General features: G+C 37.3%; 17 protein-coding genes and 1 rRNA gene. 11 read left to right on the top strand and 7 right to left on the bottom strand.

Annotation, left to right across the window (positions count from 1 at the left end):
• Positions 1–16: 16 nt before the first annotated feature.
• Positions 17–1,099, bottom strand: a complete 1,083-nt coding sequence (locus tag LN051_RS03570) for a YeeE/YedE family protein (protein ID WP_229293223.1) — start codon at positions 1,097–1,099, stop codon at positions 17–19.
• A 224-nt stretch (positions 1,100–1,323) separates the two neighbouring features.
• The gene (locus tag LN051_RS03565) at positions 1,324–1,971 is read right to left on the bottom strand and encodes a redox-sensing transcriptional repressor Rex (RefSeq protein WP_229293222.1); all 648 of its coding nucleotides are present in this window, start codon (positions 1,969–1,971) and stop codon (positions 1,324–1,326) included.
• 283 nt (positions 1,972–2,254) lie between these two features.
• Between LN051_RS03565 and LN051_RS03560 the strand changes: the two genes are divergently transcribed.
• Together LN051_RS03560 and LN051_RS03555 are read left to right on the top strand one after the other, a co-directional pair.
• On the top strand, positions 2,255–4,195 hold the full coding sequence (locus LN051_RS03560; RefSeq protein WP_229293221.1) for an ABC-F family ATP-binding cassette domain-containing protein: 1,941 nt from the start codon (positions 2,255–2,257) through the stop codon (positions 4,193–4,195).
• Positions 4,196–4,532: 337 nt separating this feature from the next.
• The gene (locus tag LN051_RS03555) at positions 4,533–6,161 is read left to right on the top strand and encodes a MutS-related protein (protein WP_229293220.1); all 1,629 of its coding nucleotides are present in this window, start codon (positions 4,533–4,535) and stop codon (positions 6,159–6,161) included.
• On the opposite strand, the gene tsaD is transcribed toward LN051_RS03555, so the two are convergent.
• The 4 genes from tsaD to tsaE are packed head-to-tail and all read right to left on the bottom strand — an operon-like array spanning position 6,158 to position 8,742.
• Entirely contained in the window at positions 6,158–7,204 is a 1,047-nt protein-coding gene (gene tsaD / locus LN051_RS03550; protein ID WP_229293219.1) for a tRNA (adenosine(37)-N6)-threonylcarbamoyltransferase complex transferase subunit TsaD, read from the bottom strand. The genes LN051_RS03555 and tsaD overlap by 4 nt on opposite strands.
• The gene (gene rimI / locus LN051_RS03545; RefSeq protein ID WP_229293218.1) at positions 7,201–7,665 is read right to left on the bottom strand and encodes a ribosomal protein S18-alanine N-acetyltransferase; all 465 of its coding nucleotides are present in this window, start codon (positions 7,663–7,665) and stop codon (positions 7,201–7,203) included. The genes tsaD and rimI overlap by 4 nt, the downstream gene beginning before the upstream one ends.
• Positions 7,635–8,300: a tRNA (adenosine(37)-N6)-threonylcarbamoyltransferase complex dimerization subunit type 1 TsaB gene (gene tsaB, locus LN051_RS03540; RefSeq protein WP_229293217.1), complete on the bottom strand. Its 666-nt coding sequence runs from the start codon at positions 8,298–8,300 to the stop codon at positions 7,635–7,637. Before tsaB ends, rimI begins: the two co-directional genes overlap by 31 nt.
• A complete protein-coding gene (gene tsaE / locus LN051_RS03535; RefSeq protein WP_229293216.1) occupies positions 8,293–8,742 on the bottom strand; it encodes a tRNA (adenosine(37)-N6)-threonylcarbamoyltransferase complex ATPase subunit type 1 TsaE in 450 nt (149 codons plus the stop codon). The genes tsaB and tsaE overlap by 8 nt, the downstream gene beginning before the upstream one ends.
• A gap of 416 nt (positions 8,743–9,158) precedes the next feature.
• On the opposite strand from tsaE, the gene ilvD reads away from it, so the two are divergent.
• The 9 genes from ilvD to ilvA are packed head-to-tail and all read left to right on the top strand — an operon-like array spanning position 9,159 to position 19,967.
• A complete protein-coding gene (ilvD, locus tag LN051_RS03530; protein ID WP_229293215.1) occupies positions 9,159–10,847 on the top strand; it encodes a dihydroxy-acid dehydratase in 1,689 nt (562 codons plus the stop codon).
• Between the two features lie 3 nt (positions 10,848–10,850).
• Complete coding sequence (ilvB, locus tag LN051_RS03525) at positions 10,851–12,620, top strand: biosynthetic-type acetolactate synthase large subunit (protein WP_420853987.1); 1,770 nt, start codon at positions 10,851–10,853, stop codon at positions 12,618–12,620.
• Positions 12,617–13,090, top strand: coding sequence for an acetolactate synthase small subunit (gene ilvN, locus LN051_RS03520; RefSeq protein WP_229293213.1), 474 nt, complete (start codon positions 12,617–12,619; stop codon positions 13,088–13,090). Before ilvB ends, ilvN begins: the two co-directional genes overlap by 4 nt.
• 36 nt (positions 13,091–13,126) lie before the next feature.
• Positions 13,127–14,131, top strand: a complete 1,005-nt coding sequence (gene ilvC / locus LN051_RS03515; protein WP_229293212.1) for a ketol-acid reductoisomerase — start codon at positions 13,127–13,129, stop codon at positions 14,129–14,131.
• A 26-nt stretch (positions 14,132–14,157) separates the two neighbouring features.
• Positions 14,158–15,684, top strand: a complete 1,527-nt coding sequence (locus LN051_RS03510; RefSeq protein WP_229293211.1) for a 2-isopropylmalate synthase — start codon at positions 14,158–14,160, stop codon at positions 15,682–15,684.
• A 4-nt stretch (positions 15,685–15,688) separates the two neighbouring features.
• Positions 15,689–16,738: a 3-isopropylmalate dehydrogenase gene (leuB, locus tag LN051_RS03505; RefSeq protein WP_229293210.1), complete on the top strand. Its 1,050-nt coding sequence runs from the start codon at positions 15,689–15,691 to the stop codon at positions 16,736–16,738.
• A 2-nt stretch (positions 16,739–16,740) separates the two neighbouring features.
• Positions 16,741–18,117, top strand: coding sequence for a 3-isopropylmalate dehydratase large subunit (gene leuC / locus LN051_RS03500; RefSeq protein ID WP_229293209.1), 1,377 nt, complete (start codon positions 16,741–16,743; stop codon positions 18,115–18,117).
• Positions 18,117–18,686 carry a 3-isopropylmalate dehydratase small subunit gene (gene leuD / locus LN051_RS03495; RefSeq protein WP_229293612.1) on the top strand — a complete coding sequence of 190 codons (570 nt, stop codon included), beginning with the start codon at positions 18,117–18,119 and terminating at the stop codon, positions 18,684–18,686. The genes leuC and leuD overlap by 1 nt, the downstream gene beginning before the upstream one ends.
• 12 nt (positions 18,687–18,698) lie before the next feature.
• The gene (ilvA, locus tag LN051_RS03490) at positions 18,699–19,967 is read left to right on the top strand and encodes a threonine ammonia-lyase IlvA (RefSeq protein WP_229293208.1); all 1,269 of its coding nucleotides are present in this window, start codon (positions 18,699–18,701) and stop codon (positions 19,965–19,967) included.
• Positions 19,968–20,061: 94 nt separating this feature from the next.
• Here the strand turns inward: ilvA and rrf are convergent.
• A 5S ribosomal RNA gene (gene rrf, locus LN051_RS03485) occupies positions 20,062–20,176 on the bottom strand.
• Positions 20,177–20,207: the final 31 nt, after the last annotated feature.

Below are 20,207 nucleotides of genomic sequence, written 5' to 3'. Positions count from 1 at the left end.
CATCTCCTTCAATTCATTATGAAGCGCTTGCTGCTTGTGCTTGAGCTGTACGATTCTGTTTAGCCAACTTCATCGGGCGAATAAAAATAAAGTAACTCATAAACCATGTCCCTAAAATCATAAATGCAAGAGCAATCCATCCTTGCCAAGACAGAGCAGCTGTAGCAACTAAGCCGTTGCCAATCGAACAGCCTCCAGCCACTGCAGCTCCAAATCCCATACATGCACCGCCAATAGTGCTATTGCGAAGCGTCTTTTTGTCTGGTAAACGCCACGCGAATTCTCTCGATCCTCGAGCAGCAATATAGGAACCGAAGAAAATACCAATAACAAGGAAGACACCCCAATCTACAACACTTACATCCCCTGTCGTTAAAAATACGACAATATTAGATGATGGTGTTGTAATACCAAGTCCCCCATCTCGACCAGTAGATACTGACATCGGCCACGCAAGCAATGCGATTAAGCCAACAGCAACTGCAGCTGCAAACGGATGGAAACGTTTTTCGAATAAAAAGTGACGTACACCTGTATAGCGTTGCTTTAATTTAGGAACTGCAATTTTCGGTTTAGGTTTGCGCAATGTTTTTATGACTAAAACTGTTGTTACAGTTAACAACACAATTAAGAACACCCAACTCGGAACTCCTGTAGATTGTGCCATGTCGGCATTTGCCACAGTTTTGCTGTTTAGTCCTTCCATTAAAGGCGCTAAAACTCCCTTTTTTGTAATGGCAGCAAAAAGCCCATACATAATAAGGGCAATCCAGCTCCCAATCAACCCTTCACCTGCTCTATAGTATGTGCCAGTGGCGCAACCACCAGCTAATATAATTCCTATGCCAAATATAAATGAACCTATCATTGTGCCAATGATAGGAAAAGTCCCATTATCAATGGTAATAAGCCCCATCATATTTAAAACGAAAATCCCAATAGCTTGGATTGCTATTGCGATAAGCAAAGCATAAAACATTTTATTATTTTTTTGTACATACATATCACGGAAACCGCCCGTCAAACAAAAACGTGTCCGTTGCATGACAAATCCTAGTAAAAGCCCTACGATAAGACCACTAAATATCGTCCATACCATAACATTCTCTCCTATTCCGATTATTATGATAAGAATTATAGCAAAAACAGCTGAATTATCAAGAGCAAATGTTATTTAATTTTGTATCATCCTACTTTTCGATAGTGAAATTTGAAAGAAACTAGAAAAAAACTTACATTCATCATACATAAAAGCTCTGAGATACCAGTCATGGCATTCAGAGCTTTCTTATCCAAACCTATTTTAAATTTTAATCTCTTAATTTATGTGTTTGATTTACCGTAGTTTTTCATAAAGAATAATAACGATTGAAGTTCGACACCTAAATCAATTTGGTGTACTTGAACATCATTAGGAACGTGTACAGGTGAAGCTGTGAAGTTTAAAATTCCTTTGACCCCCGCTTCTACAAGTTGATCCGTAACATTTTGTGCGACTTTGACTGGCGTCGCAATAATAATCACTTCTAGCGCTTGTTCTTGAATGACTTGACGCATTTCATCTATTGATTTTACCGTAACTTCTCCAATTTGCTGACCAATCACTTCTGGATCGATGTCAAATGCTTCTGTAATCGTCATATCCTCATGAATCGAAAAGTTATACGAAATTAAAGCTTTTCCTAAGTGTCCGACCCCTACTAAACCTATTTTTATAATATCAGCATCACTAAGTTCAGATTTAAAAAACTCTAATAAGCTATCGATATTGTAACCATAACCTTTTTTACCTAATTCGCCAAAGTAAGAAAAATCTCGACGAATCGTCGCAGAATCAATACTTAAACCTTCACTGATTTCTTTTGAGTTCACTCGTGACGCCCCTTTAGCTTTAAGGCCATTCACAAATCGATAGTAAAGTGGTAATCGTTTTAGTGTTGCGCGCGGTATTTTATTTATTTCTCTAGTCATTTCCAATCCTCCATATTCTAGACACCTAATAAAGTGTATCACTTCAAGTCAATTAGGTCATGGAAACCTATTTTCATATTACAATTAGGTCATGGATGCTAGGCTACTTAATGAAGTTATGCTAATTATAATACCATTTTGACTTAATCTATTGTTTTGTTATAAATTTCACCAACTTTTATTCCATAATAATTATACCTGAATTCGTCATTTAAAGGAACTTAATCTATTTGATGCCCCTCTACTTTATTGTACAATAAAATAGAATGAAAGGAGTCTGAACATGATATTAATGCAACTAAGTCAAATCTCAAAATCATTTGATGGTGAGGAGATTTTTGATCATGTCAATTTCGAAATACAAACGGGAGAACGTATTGGCATTGTAGGTCGAAATGGAGCTGGAAAATCAACCTTAATGAAGATTATTGCGGGGGTTGAGGGCTATGATAGCGGTCATATTTCAAAAGTTAAAGGTCTAAAATTAGGCTATTTAACGCAACAAATGACACTAGATACAGATAACACAGTTTTTGAAGAAATGGCTAAACCTTTCAAAGAAGTTGAGGCAATTGCACAAAGGATGCAACAAGAAACAGATTGGTTAAGTCAACATGCTGACCACTATGAGACTTTAGAATATCAAAAGCATTTAAATAACTATGAATCGTTATCTAATCAGTTTGAACAAATGGAAGGCTATCAATATGAAAGTAAAATAAAAACAGTACTTAACGGCTTGAATTTTACTGAAGCAGACTATGATAGAGCCATTAATGATTTCAGTGGTGGCCAAAAAACACGCTTATCACTTGCACAAATGCTATTAAGCGAGCCTGATTTACTTCTCTTAGATGAACCTACAAACCACCTTGATATGGAAACGACAGAATGGCTTGAAGATTATTTGAAGTTTTTTAGTGGCGCAATTATTATTATTTCTCACGATCGCTACTTCCTAGATAAAATTGTTACTCAAGTGTATGATGTTGCGCTAGGTGAAGTAAAACATTATAAAGGGAACTATGCCAAATATGTTCAACTTCGTGATCAATATTATGAAAAACGTATGGCTGAATATGAACGTCAACAAAGTGAAATGAAACGCCTTGAAACTTTTGTAGAAAAAAATATTACTCGTGCATCAACGAGTGGTATGGCTAAAAGCCGACGTAAAATATTAGAAAAAATGGAACGTATTGAAAAGCCAATGTTAGATGCTAAAAGTGCTAATATTCAATTTGATTTCGAGCGTAATACTGGTAATGATGTCATGCATGTTCAAAATTTAGAAATTGGTTATACTACACCAATTACGCAACCGATTTCATTAGAAATTTCAAAAGGTGACCGCATCGGCGTTATCGGACCGAACGGTATCGGGAAGTCTACATTTATAAAAACGTTAGCTATGCAACTACCTGCCTTATCAGGCCATATTAGCCATGGTTCTAATTTAAAAGTAGGTTATTATGATCAAAAACAAGCTGAATTTACATCAAACAACTCCATTTTAGACTTTGTTTGGAATCAGTATCGTCATATGCAAGAAAAAGATATTCGAGCTGTTTTAGGCCGCTTTCTATTTACACAAGAAGAGGTCAAAAAGATGATTAGCGATTTATCTGGGGGAGAAAAAGCAAGACTACAACTTGCGCTACTCATGTTAGAAAAAAATAACGTCCTTATTCTAGATGAACCTACAAATCATTTAGACATTGACTCAAAAGAAATGCTAGAACATGCTTTACAACAGTTCAAAGGGACATTAATTTTCGTCTCTCATGATCGCTATTTTATCGATGCTTTAGCTAATAAAATTTTTGATTTAGATGTGGACGGCGGTCAGTTTATTCAAGGTGATTATACGTATTACCTTGAAAAAACAGCGCAGCAACGTGCTTTGACTGAACACGACGCTCAAAATCAAAGCCACTCAGAATCTTCCACCCTATCTACGACCAATGATTATCAAGATCAAAAAGCTTTAAGAAATGAAAAACGAAAAATCGAACGACAAATTGAAGAATACGAAGCATTAATCGAAACTTATGAAAGTGAAATCGAACATATCGACAATGAAATGGCTTCCGAAAATACGCTTAATGACTATGAAGAAACGGCACGTTTGGCAAATGTAAGACTTACGACCGAACAAAATCTAGAACAAACGATGCAGAAATGGGAAGAATTACAACTTATGTTAAGCGCATATGAAAATTAACACATCATCCAGAGTGTATTTTGTCACTCTGGATGGTTTTATTTTCACAAATTATAGACAATTGTCCCTTCCTACATAGCTTTAAATTTCAACTGTCCACACACCTATCCACAATATCCACATTTTTTAGTAATGATGCGCACTCTTTTATACACAAGTTACACACAAAACCATCGTAAAAATCCTCCTACTTATACACATGTTGTTAACAAACTGTGTATAAGCACGCATGTTCCCTATTGACTTTTCCAAATTTGTTATACTTAACCATTATGATATAATCTATTCGTAATATATATATAATTTATTCATTTTAATTATTTGAAGGAGTGTGAACATGTCTCCAGATTTTTATTTCTTTATTTTATTAATTATCGCTATATTGACGGTGATGCTTATAACTGAAATTCGTCAACGTTATCAATTTCGTAAATCTATCAAACAACATTTAAAACATAAAGATATCTACGATGATATTGAACGACCGTATGCATTTTATGATACTTATTTTAAAGTGTTTGAAGTTTTGACTACTAAAAAGCAAAATACCTCGCGTTGGATAGATGATAAAACTTGGTCTGACTTAAATATGAACCATGTTTTTCATTCCTTGAACTATACATATACTTCAATTGGAGAAAATCACTTATATCATGTATTAAGATTACAATCTTCCTTAACGCATTTTTCATTATGGGAAGAAATCAAGCACGATGAGACTTTACATCATAGATTGGTGACATTACTTGCGAAACTTGGCAAACAAATCTATCCTAAGTACGATTGGTCGCACTATCAACACCGCTTCCATTCCATTTATTACTTATTTTCTTTGTTGCCTTTATTAAGTATTGGCATAATGTTTTTTCATGTCCCAATCGGTATTTTTGCGTTCCTTTTTTCTTTACTGCTTAATTATGTAGTAAGTCTAAGGTTTAAACATTATGTTGAGAGAGATATAGACAGTCTATTTTTTACTGGACGTGTCATCTATACTTTAAAAGAATTAAAAAAACTACCTTTATCTTTCTCTTTTAAATCTGATTTAAGCGCGCTCAATCACGTTAATCGTTGGCGTTTTTTACTTTTAAAAGTAACTACATTGCCAGGTTATTTCGTGTTAATGGTTAAATATACTTTCTTGATAGATATTCATCTTTATCATTTACTTATCAAACGATTTAAAGAGAACCAAGAGACGATACACGCATGTTATCGCTATATAGGAGAGCTTGATAGTTTGCTTGCTATAGAACAATGGCGTTATCATCATGGTGGTTGCACAACTCCTACGCATCACGATAATTTCAAATTTAGCCGTTTAACACATCCATTAATTGAAGACGCTGTTCCGAATGACTTTGTTTTTAAACAGAATGTCCTTTTAACGGGATCTAATGCTTCAGGTAAATCTACTTTTATGAAAGCAATCGCTGTCAATTTGATTTTAGCGCAAGCAGCCAATACTGTAACAGCTGAACACTTTCAGTATCAACCTGGTATTATTAAAACGACGATGGCCAATGCAGATGATGTTCTTTCTGGAGACAGTTATTTTATGGCTGAAATCAAATCTCTTAAACGATTATTAGCAATTGATAGTCAATTGACACATTATTACTTTATTGATGAAATTTTTAAAGGTACGAACACAGCTGAACGCGTTGCCGCTTCAACTTCAGCGCTTACTTACTTGGCTCAATATCCGCAATTAAAAGTATTCGCAGCGACACATGACATTGAGTTAACGTATCAATTGAACAGTATTTATCATAACTGTCACTTTAATGAAACGATTGAGAAAGACCGTATTCATTTTGATTACACACTTAAAGAAGGACCTGCCAATACGCGAAACGCGCTAGAACTCATTCGACTTATGAAATTCCCAAATGAAATCTATACTGATGCTAAAAAGCGCGTTCAACGTTTTGAAGCCGCTAAAAAAACATCGCCGGACAGTTAAAACAACTGTTCGGCGATGTTATTGTTACGATACATTTCGATATCCATTTGGTTCTTACCATTTAAATCTAAATCCGCTAAAATTCCTTTTTGATAAATGTAATAGGCCGCTGCTCCTATCATTGCAGCATTATCTGTACAAAGTGAAGGGTTCGGTATTGTTAAAGTAATTCCACGTTCTGCCGTTGCTGATTTTAATGCTGTTCTCAAACCTTTATTACTTGCTACGCCTCCAGCAACAATCAGTTGCTTGACTTGGTAGGCTTCACAAGCGCGCATCGCTTTACCTACAAGCACTTCAACGACACTATTTTGAAAACTCGCAGCAACATTTTCTGGTATCGGCATTTCACCTTTTTGTTTGAGGTTGTGTATTTTGTTAATGACAGCACTTTTTAAACCACTAAAACTAAAATCATAACTGTCAGGTTCTAACCAAACACGTGGGAAATGATACGTATCTTCTCCGATCTGTGCTAAACGATCGACATGTGGCCCGCCGGGATAAGGAAGATTAATCGTACGTGCAACTTTATCATAAGCTTCACCTACAGCATCATCTCTTGTTTCACCGATAATTTTAAAATCAAGATGATCTTTCATATAAACAAGTTCTGTATGTCCACCAGATACGATTAAAGCAATGAGCGGAAACTTTAACCCTTCTTCCAATTGATTAGCATACACATGTCCAGCAATATGATGTACCGGAATGAGTGGTTTTTGATGCGCAAATGCCAGTGCTTTTGCAGCATTCACCCCTACAAGTAAAGCCCCTATAAGACCTGGGCCTTGCGTCACAGCAACAGCGTCAATTTCCTCCATCGTACACGACGCGTTTTGAAGTGCATCTTCAATCATTAATGTCATGTTTTCAACATGATGTCTACTCGCTACTTCTGGGACAACGCCTCCAAAACGTTTATGACTATCAATCTGACTTAACACACTGTTGCTCATTAAATGTGTACCATTATCAATAACACTAACACTTGTTTCATCACAGCTCGTTTCTATCGCTAAAATTCTTACATTTTGTGTCATTTTAAATTCACCCACATCACTAAAGCATCTTCTCCTTCTCCATAATAATTAGCGCGACGGCCCCCAAATTCAAAGCCCATTTTTTGATAAATGTGCTGAGCGACTAAATTTTCTGTTCTAACTTCTAAACTCATCATATTTGCTACTTGCGAACTGTAAGTCATCACATATTCTAACAATAACTGTCCTAGGCCATAGCCTCGATATTCTGGTTTTACGGCGACTGTCGTGATCTGTGCTTGGTCTACGACAATCCAAGAGCCTAAATATGCAATAATCTCATCATGATATTCAATCACAAAATAATGTGCAAAATTATTCTCTTCAATTTCATGATAAAATGCATCTTTTGTCCATGAACTGTCATTAAAACTAACGCGTTCAATTTCAAAAACAGATGGCACATCATCTGTTGTCATGCGTCGAATGTTCAATTCTCGCTTGATTGTTGCTTCATCCAATTTTGTTCCGCCTCCGATAGTTTTAAATAAGATGGGACAAACTTATGAACATTTACAGCTTCGCCTCGTAATTGAAACATTTTTTCAGCTTGTGGTACGTTGTTTTGCGTTTCAAAAGACGCAAGCTTTGTTTCAAATACTTGGACATCTTCACCAACAAATACAATATTGTCATATGCCGCTACTTGTGTAATCAGTTGATCCATTTCTATATATTGATCGGCGATTAGAGGCGTTAATATTTGATTATGCCATTGGTAAACACCTGCAAAAACAAATCCTCTACGTGCATTAAATATTGGAACAATCGTTTTTGTCTCATCACTAATCGTTGCAGCTAGTGCTTGCAAAGAAGAGACACCATATAATGGGATATTCAACGTATATGCTAAAGTTTTTGCTGTTGTGACCCCGATTCGTAAACCTGTGTATGATCCTGGGCCTTTTGCTACGATAATAGCCTCTAAATTTTGCGGTGTTAAGTTAAGTTTTTCTAATAACTTTTTCACTTTAGGCATGAGTTGGACAGAATGATTTCTTTTTTCAACTGTTGTTTCTGAAGCAAGCACGTTATCATTTTCCATTATCGCTACCGATAAAGATTGATTAGAACTGTCAATAAGTAAACTAATCATGTTCAAGCGCCTCCTTTATTTGTACATAATGGGCACCGGATGCATCAATTTGAATCGTTCTTGCATGATTATCTTCAACATGAATCGTCAATTTCAAAAATACCTCAGGTAAAAAGTCTTGAATAAATTGACTCCACTCTATCATCGTCACTGCTTCATCTTCGAAATATTCATCAAAACCTAAATCTTCATCCGAGTCTTCTAACCGATAACAATCCATATGATGAAATGCTAGATGTGTTCCTTGATAGGATTTAATAATGTTAAAAGTCGGTGAATTAATCGTACGTGTCACGCCTAGAGCACGTCCAACCATTTGACTCAGTGTCGTTTTGCCTGCGCCAAGATCGCCTTCTAATAATATGACGTCGCCTGCGCTTAATTGAGATGTCAATTTTTCTGAGAATATTTGTAAGTCATCTAAATTATTTATCTTAATCATTGATTTACTCCTGATTCGATTTTCTTATCTATTGTAACAAATTTTTTAATTCTTGACTGTATAGAGTTTTTAGCCTGCTTCGAAATTAATTTTTCAGAAATTTCAAATTTAATGTTGACATCCCATTTTGAATAAGGTAAATTAAAAACATAAATTTTTAGACAATTCTTTCAATTCTAACTATTGATATTGATATACCATTCAGGAGAGGAGCGTAATTCATATGACTTTCACAAATGTAAACGTCCAACAACAAAATATTGTCATTTTATTATTGCGCTCAGGACTAGAGTATTAGTAGCTTGATTACTAATCACTTAAGTCCTATTTCTACTTGAATGGGACTTAGCGGATGCGTCCCAATTTAAAATTGGGACGCATTTTTTATTTTCTAAACTGATAAGGGAGGTCATTCCATGAGAAGTGACATGATTAAAAAAGGCGATCATCAAGCGCCAGCGAGAAGTCTTTTACACGCAACGGGACAAATTAAATCCCCTACTGATATGAATAAACCATTTATCGCGATATGTAATTCCTATATCGATATTGTCCCTGGACATGTCCATCTTAGAGAATTAGGCGATATTGCTAAAAAAGCTATTCGAGAAGCTGGAGGCATTCCTTTTGAATTTAATACTATCGGCGTCGATGATGGCATTGCAATGGGTCACATTGGAATGCGTTACTCCTTACCTAGTCGTGAAATTATCGCAGATGCTGCTGAAACGGTCATTAATGCCCATTGGTTTGATGGTGTATTCTACATTCCAAACTGCGACAAAATCACACCTGGTATGTTGCTTGCAGCGATGAGAACCAATGTTCCAGCAGTCTTTTGTTCAGGTGGTCCAATGAAAGCTGGTTTGTCCTCGCAAGGTAAAGCGTTAACTTTATCATCAATGTTTGAAGCAGTCGGTGCTTTTAAAGAAGGTAACTTATCTAAAGAAGCCTTTTTAGAAATGGAACAAAATGCATGTCCTACATGCGGTTCTTGCTCAGGAATGTTTACAGCCAATTCTATGAACTGTCTTATGGAAGTACTCGGTCTTGCGCTCCCTTACAATGGTACAGCACTCGCTGTTGGTGATGAACGTAAACGTCTGATTGAACAAGCAGCGAAACAACTTGTTGAAAATGTAAAAAATGATTTAAAACCAAGAGACATTGTCACAAAAGAAGCGATAGACGATGCTTTTGCGTTAGATATGGCCATGGGCGGTTCTACTAATACGGTTCTACATACATTAGCAATCGCAAATGAAGCAGGTATTGATTATGACTTGCATCGTATTAATGAAATTGCCAAAAAGACACCTTATTTATCAAAAATTGCGCCAAGCTCTTCATATTCTATGGAAGATGTACATCTAGCTGGCGGTGTACCTGCCATTATCAATGAATTAATGAAAAAAGATGACGTTTTAAATGCGGATCGTATCACAGTCACAGGTAAGACACTTCGAGAAAATAATGAAGGAAAAGAAATTAAAAATGCGGAGGTCATTCACCGACTGGACAATCCTTATGATAAAGAAGGTGGATTATCTATTCTCTATGGCAATATTGCTCCAGATGGTGCAGTCATTAAAGTTGGCGGCGTAGACCCAAGTATTAAAACTTTTAAAGGAACAGCGATTTGTTTTAATAGCCATGATGAAGCTGTGAAAGCGATTGATAATCATACTGTACGCGCTGGTCATGTCGTTGTTATTCGCTATGAAGGACCTAAAGGGGGACCAGGTATGCCTGAAATGTTAGCACCTACCTCTTCCATCGTAGGACGTGGATTAGGAAAAGATGTCGCTTTAATTACAGATGGTCGTTTTTCAGGGGCAACACGCGGAATTGCTGTAGGTCATATTTCTCCGGAAGCCGCTTCAGGTGGACCGATTGGACTGATTGAAGATGGTGATGAAATCACGATTGATTTACTCAATAGAACACTTGATTTACATGTAGATTCGCAACTTTTAGCAGAGCGTCGTGAACACATTGCACCATTTAAAGCTAAAGTCAAAACTGGTTACCTTGCACGGTACACAGCATTAGTGACAAGCGCTAATACCGGTGGCATCATGCAAGTCCCAGAACACTTACTTTAAAAAATGGAGGGAAATTTCATGTCAAAACAAGAAAAAATAATAGACGCAATTGAATTTGAACCCTATACGCCAGAGGCCGAGTTAGAAACACCATTGTTAAAGTCTGGTTCAGAATTACTCATCGATGCATTTTTAGAAGAAAACGTTGAATATATTTTTGGTTATCCTGGTGGTGCTGTTCTGCCATTGTACGATTCCTTTTACGAAGGGCGCATACCACATATTCTCTATCGTCACGAACAAGGAGCAGTACATGCAGCTGAAGGCTATGCACGAGTTAGTGGAAAACCCGGTGTAGTTGTTGTCACCAGTGGCCCTGGCGCTACCAATACGCTTACCGGTATTGCTGATGCCTATAGTGATTCCTTGCCCTTAGTCGTTATTACTGGACAAGTCGCTACACCAGGTATCGGTAAAGACGCTTTTCAAGAAGCGGATTTACTCTCTATGACTACACCAATCACTAAACACAATTATCAAATTAATGATGTTAAAGAAATTCCTAGAATTGTTAAAGAAGCCTTTTACGTTGCCAATTCTGGTCGCAAAGGACCTGTTGTTATTGACTTTCCAAAAGATATGGGAATCCTTGCGACAGACACAACGCATGATGCTACTGTTCATACGCCTGGATATCAAGTTAATGAAGAACCTACTATCGATGAAATTCAAAAATTACGTGACTATTTAAAGTCTTCACATAAACCTTTAATTTTAGCAGGTGCTGGCGTCAACTTTTCGCGTGCCAATGATGCTTTATTAAAATTTGTCGATCGACATCAAATCCCGGTAGCCACCACACTTCACGGCTTGGGCGCCCTCCCTTACGAACATCCTTTATTTTTAGGCATGGGCGGGATGCATGGTTCTTATGCTAGCAATATGGCCATTACTGAATGTGATTTACTCATTAACTTTGGCTCACGTTTTGATGATCGTCTTGCAAGTAAACCAGATGAGTTTGCAAAAAATGCAAAAATTATTCATGTAGATATTGACCCATCTGAAATTAATAAAATCATCGAAACTGATTTAGGCATTGTCGCAGATGTAAAACTCGTATTAGAACAACTTTTAAAGTTTGAAGGTTTTTCATTTAAACATCAGTCATGGTTAGAAGAAGTGGCAAGCTTTAAACGTAAGCATCCTTTTAAATATTCAAACGACAATGACGAAACATTTAGTAAACCGCAACGTGCGATTGAATATATTGGTGAACTGACAAACGGTGAAGCACTCGTTAGTACTGATGTAGGACAACATCAAATGTGGGTTGCGCAATTTTATCCTTTCCGTTCTCACGGCCAGTTAATCACTAGTGGCGGCTTAGGCACAATGGGATTTGGTATCCCCTCTGCCATCGGCGCACAATTTGCCGAACCAGATTCAACAGTAGTGACGTTTGTCGGTGATGGTGGGTTTCAAATGACAAATCAAGAATTAGCACTTCTAAAAGAATATCAACTCAACATTAAAGTCGTGCTTATCAATAACGGTACACTCGGAATGGTAAAACAGTGGCAAGATAAATTTTTTAGTCAGCGCTTCTCTCACTCAGTGTTTAATGATCAACCAGATTTTATAAAACTCGTTGAAGCATATGGCGTTAAGACCTATTTGGTCGATACACCTTCCGTGCTAGAGTCAAAACTGGAAGAAGCGTTTAATTACGAGGGCCCTGCATTTATTGAAGTAAGAATTTCGCCTACCGAACCTGTTTTACCAATGGTACCAAGTGGCAAAGCCAACCATGAAATGGAGGGGCTATTATGAGACGCACATTCAAATTAAAAGTTTTTGATAAAGCTGGTACGCTCAATCGACTCACAAGCCTTTTTGTACGTCGTCAATTCAATATTGTGAATATCGCGGCCAGTCCAACACGTGAAGAAGGTTTAACTGAAATTACATTCGTAGCTGATGTGCCGAACGAACAAGTGACACGTACGATTATTCAACAACTCAAAAAACAAGTTAATACGCTCATTGTTGAAGATATTACAGATACTAATACATTCAATCGTGAATTGTTATTAATCAAACTTAAAACACCATCCGACTTTTCGCATTTTGAAAAAATCATTCATCCCTATGATGCGCTAGTGACCATTTTAAAGGAAGACCAAGGCTACATTTATTTACAAGCTGCAGGTCCACAATACACATTAGACAACCTTTTAGATGATCTATCATCATTGGATATTGACCAAGTCTCACGCTCAGGAACAGCAGGTATTATTTAAATTTACACAAGCAAACCATTTCAGGAGGAATTTATTATGACAAAAGTATATTACGATCAAACTGTAGAAAAAGATGCGTTACAAGGTAAAAAAATTGCAATTATTGGTTATGGATCTCAAGGTCATGCCCATGCCCAAAACTTAAAAGATAACGGTTATGACGTCATTATTGGTATCCGTCCTGGTCGCTCTTTTGATCAAGCCAAAAAAGATGGCTTTGATGTCTATCCCGTAAATGAAGCGACTGAACAAGCAGATGTCGTAATGGTGTTATTACCTGATGAAATTCAAGGCGAGGTTTATGAACAAGAAATCAAACCGCATTTACACGCTCACAATGCACTTGCCTTTGCTCATGGTTTCAATATTCATTTCAATGTTATTCAGCCACCAGAAGATGTTGACGTATTTTTAGTTGCACCAAAAGGTCCAGGACATTTAGTAAGACGGACATTTACGGAAGGTTCAGCTGTTCCGGCTTTATTTGCGGTACATCAAGATGCCTCAGGCCAAGCTCGAGATATCGCTTTAAGTTATGCAAAAGGCATTGGGGCAACACGTGCAGGTGTGTTGGAGACATCGTACAAAGAAGAAACAGAAACAGATTTATTTGGTGAGCAAGCCGTTTTATGTGGCGGGGTTACACGATTGATTCAAAGTGGTTTTGAAGTGTTAGTTGAAGAAGGTTATCAACCTGAAATTGCCTATTTCGAAGTCTTACATGAAATGAAACTTATCGTAGACTTGCTCTATGAAGGCGGCCTAGAAAATATGCGCTACTCCATTTCTAACACAGCAGAATTCGGCGATTATGTTTCAGGTCCAAGAGTGATTACAGAAGATACAAAAGCCAATATGAAAGCGGTCTTGAAAGATATTCAATCTGGCGCTTTTAGTGATCGTTTTATTCAGGACAATCAAAATGGATTTAAAGAATTTAAATCTATGAGACAACAGCAAGAAGACCATCAAATTACTCAAGTTGGCAAAGATTTACGTGAAATGATGCCATTTATTAAGTCCAAGCAAATACAAAAGTAAATCATTTATAAAAGGAGTTGTTCATTATGAAAAGTCATATTCAAATTTTTGATACCACATTAAGAGATGGAGAACAAACCCCTGGCGTAAGTTTTTCATTTGATGAACGCTTAGCTATCGCTAAACAACTTGAGCTTTGGGGCGTAGATGTTATTGAAGCTGGATTCCCCGCTTCAAGTCAAGGCAGTTTTGACTCAGTTAAAGCCATCGCACAAACTTTAAAAAAAGCAACTGTAACAGGCTTAGCACGCTGCAAGCAATCTGATATTGATGCCGTTTATGAAGCGACTAAAGAAGCCGTCAATCCGTCAATTCATGTCTTTATCGCTACAAGTCCAATTCATTTGGAGTCAAAACTGAATATGACAGAAAGTGAAGTCCTCTCCTCTATTACACAACATGTGACGTACGCTAAAACATTATTCGACGTTGTACAGTTTTCACCTGAAGATGCGACACGCACCCCATTACCTTTTCTTATTGAAAGCGTTCAAGCTGCGGTAGATGCAGGTGCAACAGTAATTAATATACCGGACACTGTAGGATATAGTTATCCTACAGAATACGGACATATTTTCAAAACACTCATTGAAACAAACCAATCTGAAAATGAAATTATCTTTAGTGCGCATTGTCATGATGATCTTGGACTTGCGGTTGCAAATAGTATGGCTGCAATTGAAAATGGCGCCAAACGCATTGAAGGTGCAGTTAATGGGATTGGAGAACGTGCAGGCAATACTGCTCTTGAAGAGATAGCTTTAGCACTCTATGTACGTCAAGACCATTATAAAATCGAATCTAACATTCAGCTCAATCAAACAAAAGCCACTTCAGATTTAGTCGCACGCTATGCAGGACTAGCCGTTCCACGCAACAAAGCAATTGTAGGTAGAAATGCCTTTAGTCACGAATCAGGCATTCATCAAGACGGTTTCCTTAAAAATCCGGAAACATATGAAATTATGACCCCTCAATTAGTGGGTATCAAACAAACTGAGCTTCCACTTGGTAAATTATCCGGAAAACATGCTTTCCAAGAAAAATTAAAACAACTTGGTTATGACATTGACGCCGAAAAACAAAAAGTATTATTTAAAGCATTTAAAAATATTGCAGATAAGAAAAAACAAGTGACTGATCACGATATTCACGCGTTAATTCAAGGTACGTCACATGAATTACATGCGCATTATCAATTGGATGCTTTACAATTACAATTTGTTTCTAATGGGCTTCAAAGTGCTGTTGTCGTCTTAAAAGATAAAGACGGTCAAACCTATCAAGATTCAAGTATTGGTACAGGGTCAATAGTTTCTATCTATAATGCTGTAGATCGTATATTTAATATTCAACCTGAACTTATAGATTATCGTATCGAGGCGATTACTGAAGGCTCTGATGCACAAGCTGAAGTACGCGTAGCCATTAAGTTTGAAAATGAAATATTCAACGGTGTCGGTTTTGACCATGATATTATTTATGCTTCTTGTAAAGCTTACGTCGAAGCATCATCAAAAGCTGTCACAACTAGAAAGGAAATAGAGGTGTAGCCTTATGACAAAGCGTCTTGTCGCACTAGCAGGTGATGGTATCGGTCCTGAAATCATGTCTGGGACACTAGAAGTATTACAACAATTATCTCAAAAATTTCAATTTGAATACGAACTTGAGGAACATCTTTTAGGTGGTTGCGCTATAGACCAACTTGGGATACCGCTTCCAGAATCTACACTAACTGCTTGTAAAAATGCGCATGCGATTCTTTTAGGAGCAATTGGTGGACCTAAATGGCAAATGGCACCCGTTCGTCCTGAACAAGGTTTATTGAAATTACGACATTCTTTAAAACTTTTTGCTAATATCCGTCCAACAAAGGTTTTGCCAGAAATGGTTAAACTTTCTCCACTAAAACCAGCGATTATAGAAAATACTGATTTCATTATCGTTCGTGAATTAACAGGAGGTATTTACTTTGGTGAACCCCGAATTTTAGATACGGACAGTGCTACGGATACACTAGTGTATACACAATCAGAAATTGAAAATATTGCACATGTTGCATTTCAACTTGCAAAGACACGGCGATATAAAGTCACATCTGTCGATAAAGAAAATGTCCTTGCAAGTAGTAAATTATGGCGCCGCACTATTGAAGCAGTCGCAAAACAGTATCCTGAAGTTGAACTTGAACATCTTTTAGTCGATGCCTGTAGTATGAAACTCATACAAAACCCACAACAATTTGATGTTATCGTCACTGAAAATTTATTTGGAGATATATTAAGTGATGAAGCCTCTATGTTGCCAGGTTCTTTAGGACTATCCCCTTCTGCTAGTTTGGGACAACACGGTCTTAGATTATATGAACCTATTCACGGTTCTGCGCCGGACATCGCCGGTCAAAATAAAGCTAATCCCTTTGGCATGCTTTTATCGTTATCGATGTGTTTAAGAGAAACATTTGAACTCAGTCATGTTGCGGATATGCTTGAAACTTGCATTCAACAACTCATCGCTCAAAATCATACAACCGAAGACCTTAACGGTCAACACACCACGCACGATATTTTTAAACTAGTAAAACAGTACATCAAGGAGGCGTAAATATGGGACAAACGCTATTTGACAAAATTTGGCAAAATCATGTCATTACCGGAGTAGAAGGTGAACCTCAACTGTTATATATTGATTTACACCTTATTCATGAGGTCACCTCTCCTCAAGCTTTTGAAGGTTTGAGATTGCAAAATAGAACCTTACGCCGACCTGATTTAACATTTGCAACTTTAGATCATAACGTGCCTACTGTCGATATTTTTAATATTCAAGATGAGATTGCAAACAATCAAATTCGTGCGCTACAGCAAAATTGTAAAGATTTTGATGTGAAATTGTTCGATATGGGTTCTGACGAGCAAGGAATTGTTCATATGGTTGGACCTGAAATGGGATTAACACAGCCCGGAAAAACAATCGTATGTGGAGACTCTCATACTGCCACACACGGCGCATTTGGAGCTATTGCTTTCGGAATTGGAACAAGTGAAGTGGAACACGTTTTCGCTACACAAACGCTCTGGCAAATTAAACCTAAAAATTTAAAAATTGAAGTTACAGGTGACTTGCCTCAAGGTGTATACGCAAAAGATATTATCTTGTACTTAATCAGCCAATACGGTGTCGACTTTGGAACAGGCTATGCGCTAGAGTTTGCCGGTGAAACGATAGAAGCACTTTCTATGGAAAGTCGAATGACACTATGTAATATGGCAATTGAAGCTGGCGCTAAATACGGCCTTGTACGCCCGGATGACACGACCTACACGTACCTTGAAGGACGACCTTATATTCATAACTTAGAGCATCAACGCACTCATTGGCAAAAATTGTATAGTGATAAAGACGCGCACTTCGATAAAGTCATTTCACTTGATGTATCACACCTAGAACCTCAAGTCACTTGGGGAACAAGTCCTGAAATGGGCGGTAACTTTTCCTCACCATTTCCTGAAATTAAAAATGGCAATGATGCGCGTGCGTATCAATATATGTCGTTACAACCCGGACAAACTGCTAAAGATATACCTTTAGGCTATGTATTTTTAGGCTCATGTACTAACGCGCGCTTGTCTGACCTTATTGAAGCCAGTCATTTTATTAAAGGACGTAAAGTCCATCCAAACATTACCGCTATCGTCGTTCCTGGTTCAAGACAAGTAAAAAAACAAGCCGAATCATTAGGTATTGATACCCTTTTCAAAGAAGCAGGATTTGAATGGCGTGAACCAGGATGTAGTATGTGCTTAGGTATGAATCCAGATCAAGTTCCAGACGGCGTCCATTGTGCGTCCACAAGTAACCGCAATTTTGAAGGTCGCCAAGGTAAAGGTGCACGTACGCATTTAGTTTCACCTGCCATGGCTGCAGCTGCAGCGATTCATGGGCACTTTGTAGATGTAAGAAAGGTGGCAAAATCACTATGATGGAAATTAAACCCTTTACACGATATTCTGGGAAAGTTGTTCCTTTATTTCACGACAATATTGATACTGACCAAATCATACCTAAAGTACACCTCAAACGCATAACAAAAACAGGCTTTGGACCCTTTCTGTTTGATGAATGGCGCTATTTAAAAAATGGTGAACCCAATCCAGCGTTCATTTTAAATCAAGCGCCTTATGAAGATGCCACAATATTAGTAACTGGAGATAACTTTGGCTGTGGCTCAAGTCGTGAACATGCTGCGTGGGCGCTTAAAGACTATGGCTTCCAAGTTGTAATTGCCAAAAGTTTTAGTGATATTTTTTATATGAATTGCACAAAAAATGCCTTGTTACCTATACGATTAGATGATGAAGCAAGGCAAAAAATCGTAGAAGCCGAAGTAATTACAATTGATTTGCCCAAACAAGTCGTTCATGCAAATGGACATCAATTCCATTTCGAAATTGAAGAACGATGGAAACATAAATTTATCAATGGCTTAGATGATATTGCCATCACACTAGCTTATGAAAAGGACATAGAAGCTTATGAATTAAACCATTAAAGGAGAGATACTATGACAGTGACAACCCCGACATTAAGTACAAATGAGATAGATGAAGCTTTTTTACGTATTAAAGATACCGTTAAAACTACGCCTCTAGAACGAGATCATTATTTGTCATTAAAATATCAATGTAATGTCTATTTAAAACGTGAAGATTTACAATGGGTACGCTCATTTAAACTACGTGGTGCTTATAATGCTATTTCTGTACTTACAACAGAGCAACAAGCTCAAGGCATTACTTGTGCAAGTGCAGGTAATCATGCACAAGGTGTGGCATTTACAGCACGCCAACTCAATTTAAATGCTGTGATATTCATGCCTGTCACTACACCTAACCAAAAAATTAATCAAGTGAAATTTTTTGGAGATACGAACGTTGAAATTAAACTCATTGGTGATACATTTGATGATTGTTTAAAAGAAGCATTGCACTACACTGAAAAGCATCAAATGACATTTATCGATCCTTTTGACAATCTCTATACCATCGCAGGCCAAGGTACAATTGCAAAAGAAATTATTAACCAAGCACATGACAATCAAATTGAATTTGATTATGTCTTCGGAGCAATTGGTGGTGGTGGCTTAATGTCAGGTGTGTCCACATATTTTAAAGCCTACTCTCCTTCTACACAATGTATTGGTGTGGAGCCATTAGGCGCAAGCAGTATGTTTCAATCTGTTTCACAAAATCGCATTGTGCGGTTAGAAAATATTGATAAATTTGTTGATGGTGCCTCTGTAGCTAAAGTAGGCGCACTGACTTTCAACATTTGTAAAAATTTCATAGATGATTACGTACTAGTTGATGAAGGCGCCGTTTGTTCTACAATTTTAGATATGTATTCTAAACAAGCCATTGTTGCTGAACCTGCAGGCGCACTGAGTGTAAGCGCACTTGAACATTATAAAGAACAAATAAAAGGCAAAACAGTAGTCTGTGTAATCAGTGGCGGGAACAATGACATTAATCGAATGAAAGAAATCGAAGAACGTTCATTGCTATTTGAAGAAATGAAGCATTACTTTATTTTAAACTTCCCTCAACGACCTGGTGCACTTAAACAGTTTGTAAATGATGTGTTAGGTCCTGATGATGATATTACTAAGTTTGAATATCTCAAAAAAGCGTCGCAAAATACAGGTACTGTCATTATTGGTATTCAGCTTAAATATCATCATGATTTAGAACAACTCAAAGCAAACATTAACCAATTTGATACTAAAAACATCTATATTAACGAAAATAAAATGCTTTATTCCTTATTAATTTAATAAAATGACCGGTGGGATACGATTGATAAAGCACGTCATCCCATCTCCTATATCACAAAAAACCCCAAGTACTTAAAGTACTTGGGGCAAGTTTGCTTGGCAACGTCCTACTCTCGCGGAACGTAAGTCCGACTACCATCGGCGCTAAAGAGCTTAACTTCTGTGTTCGGCATGGGAACAGGTGTGACCTCTTTGCTATTGTCACCAAACAATGTTTTACTTTATGTCAAACGTTTTCAC

The organism is Staphylococcus ratti (assembly GCF_020883535.1).
GTDB lineage: Bacteria > Bacillota > Bacilli > Staphylococcales > Staphylococcaceae > Staphylococcus > Staphylococcus ratti.
The sequence above is the reverse complement of the archived record's forward strand: the minus strand, read 5'-3'. Positions and strand labels throughout refer to the sequence as shown.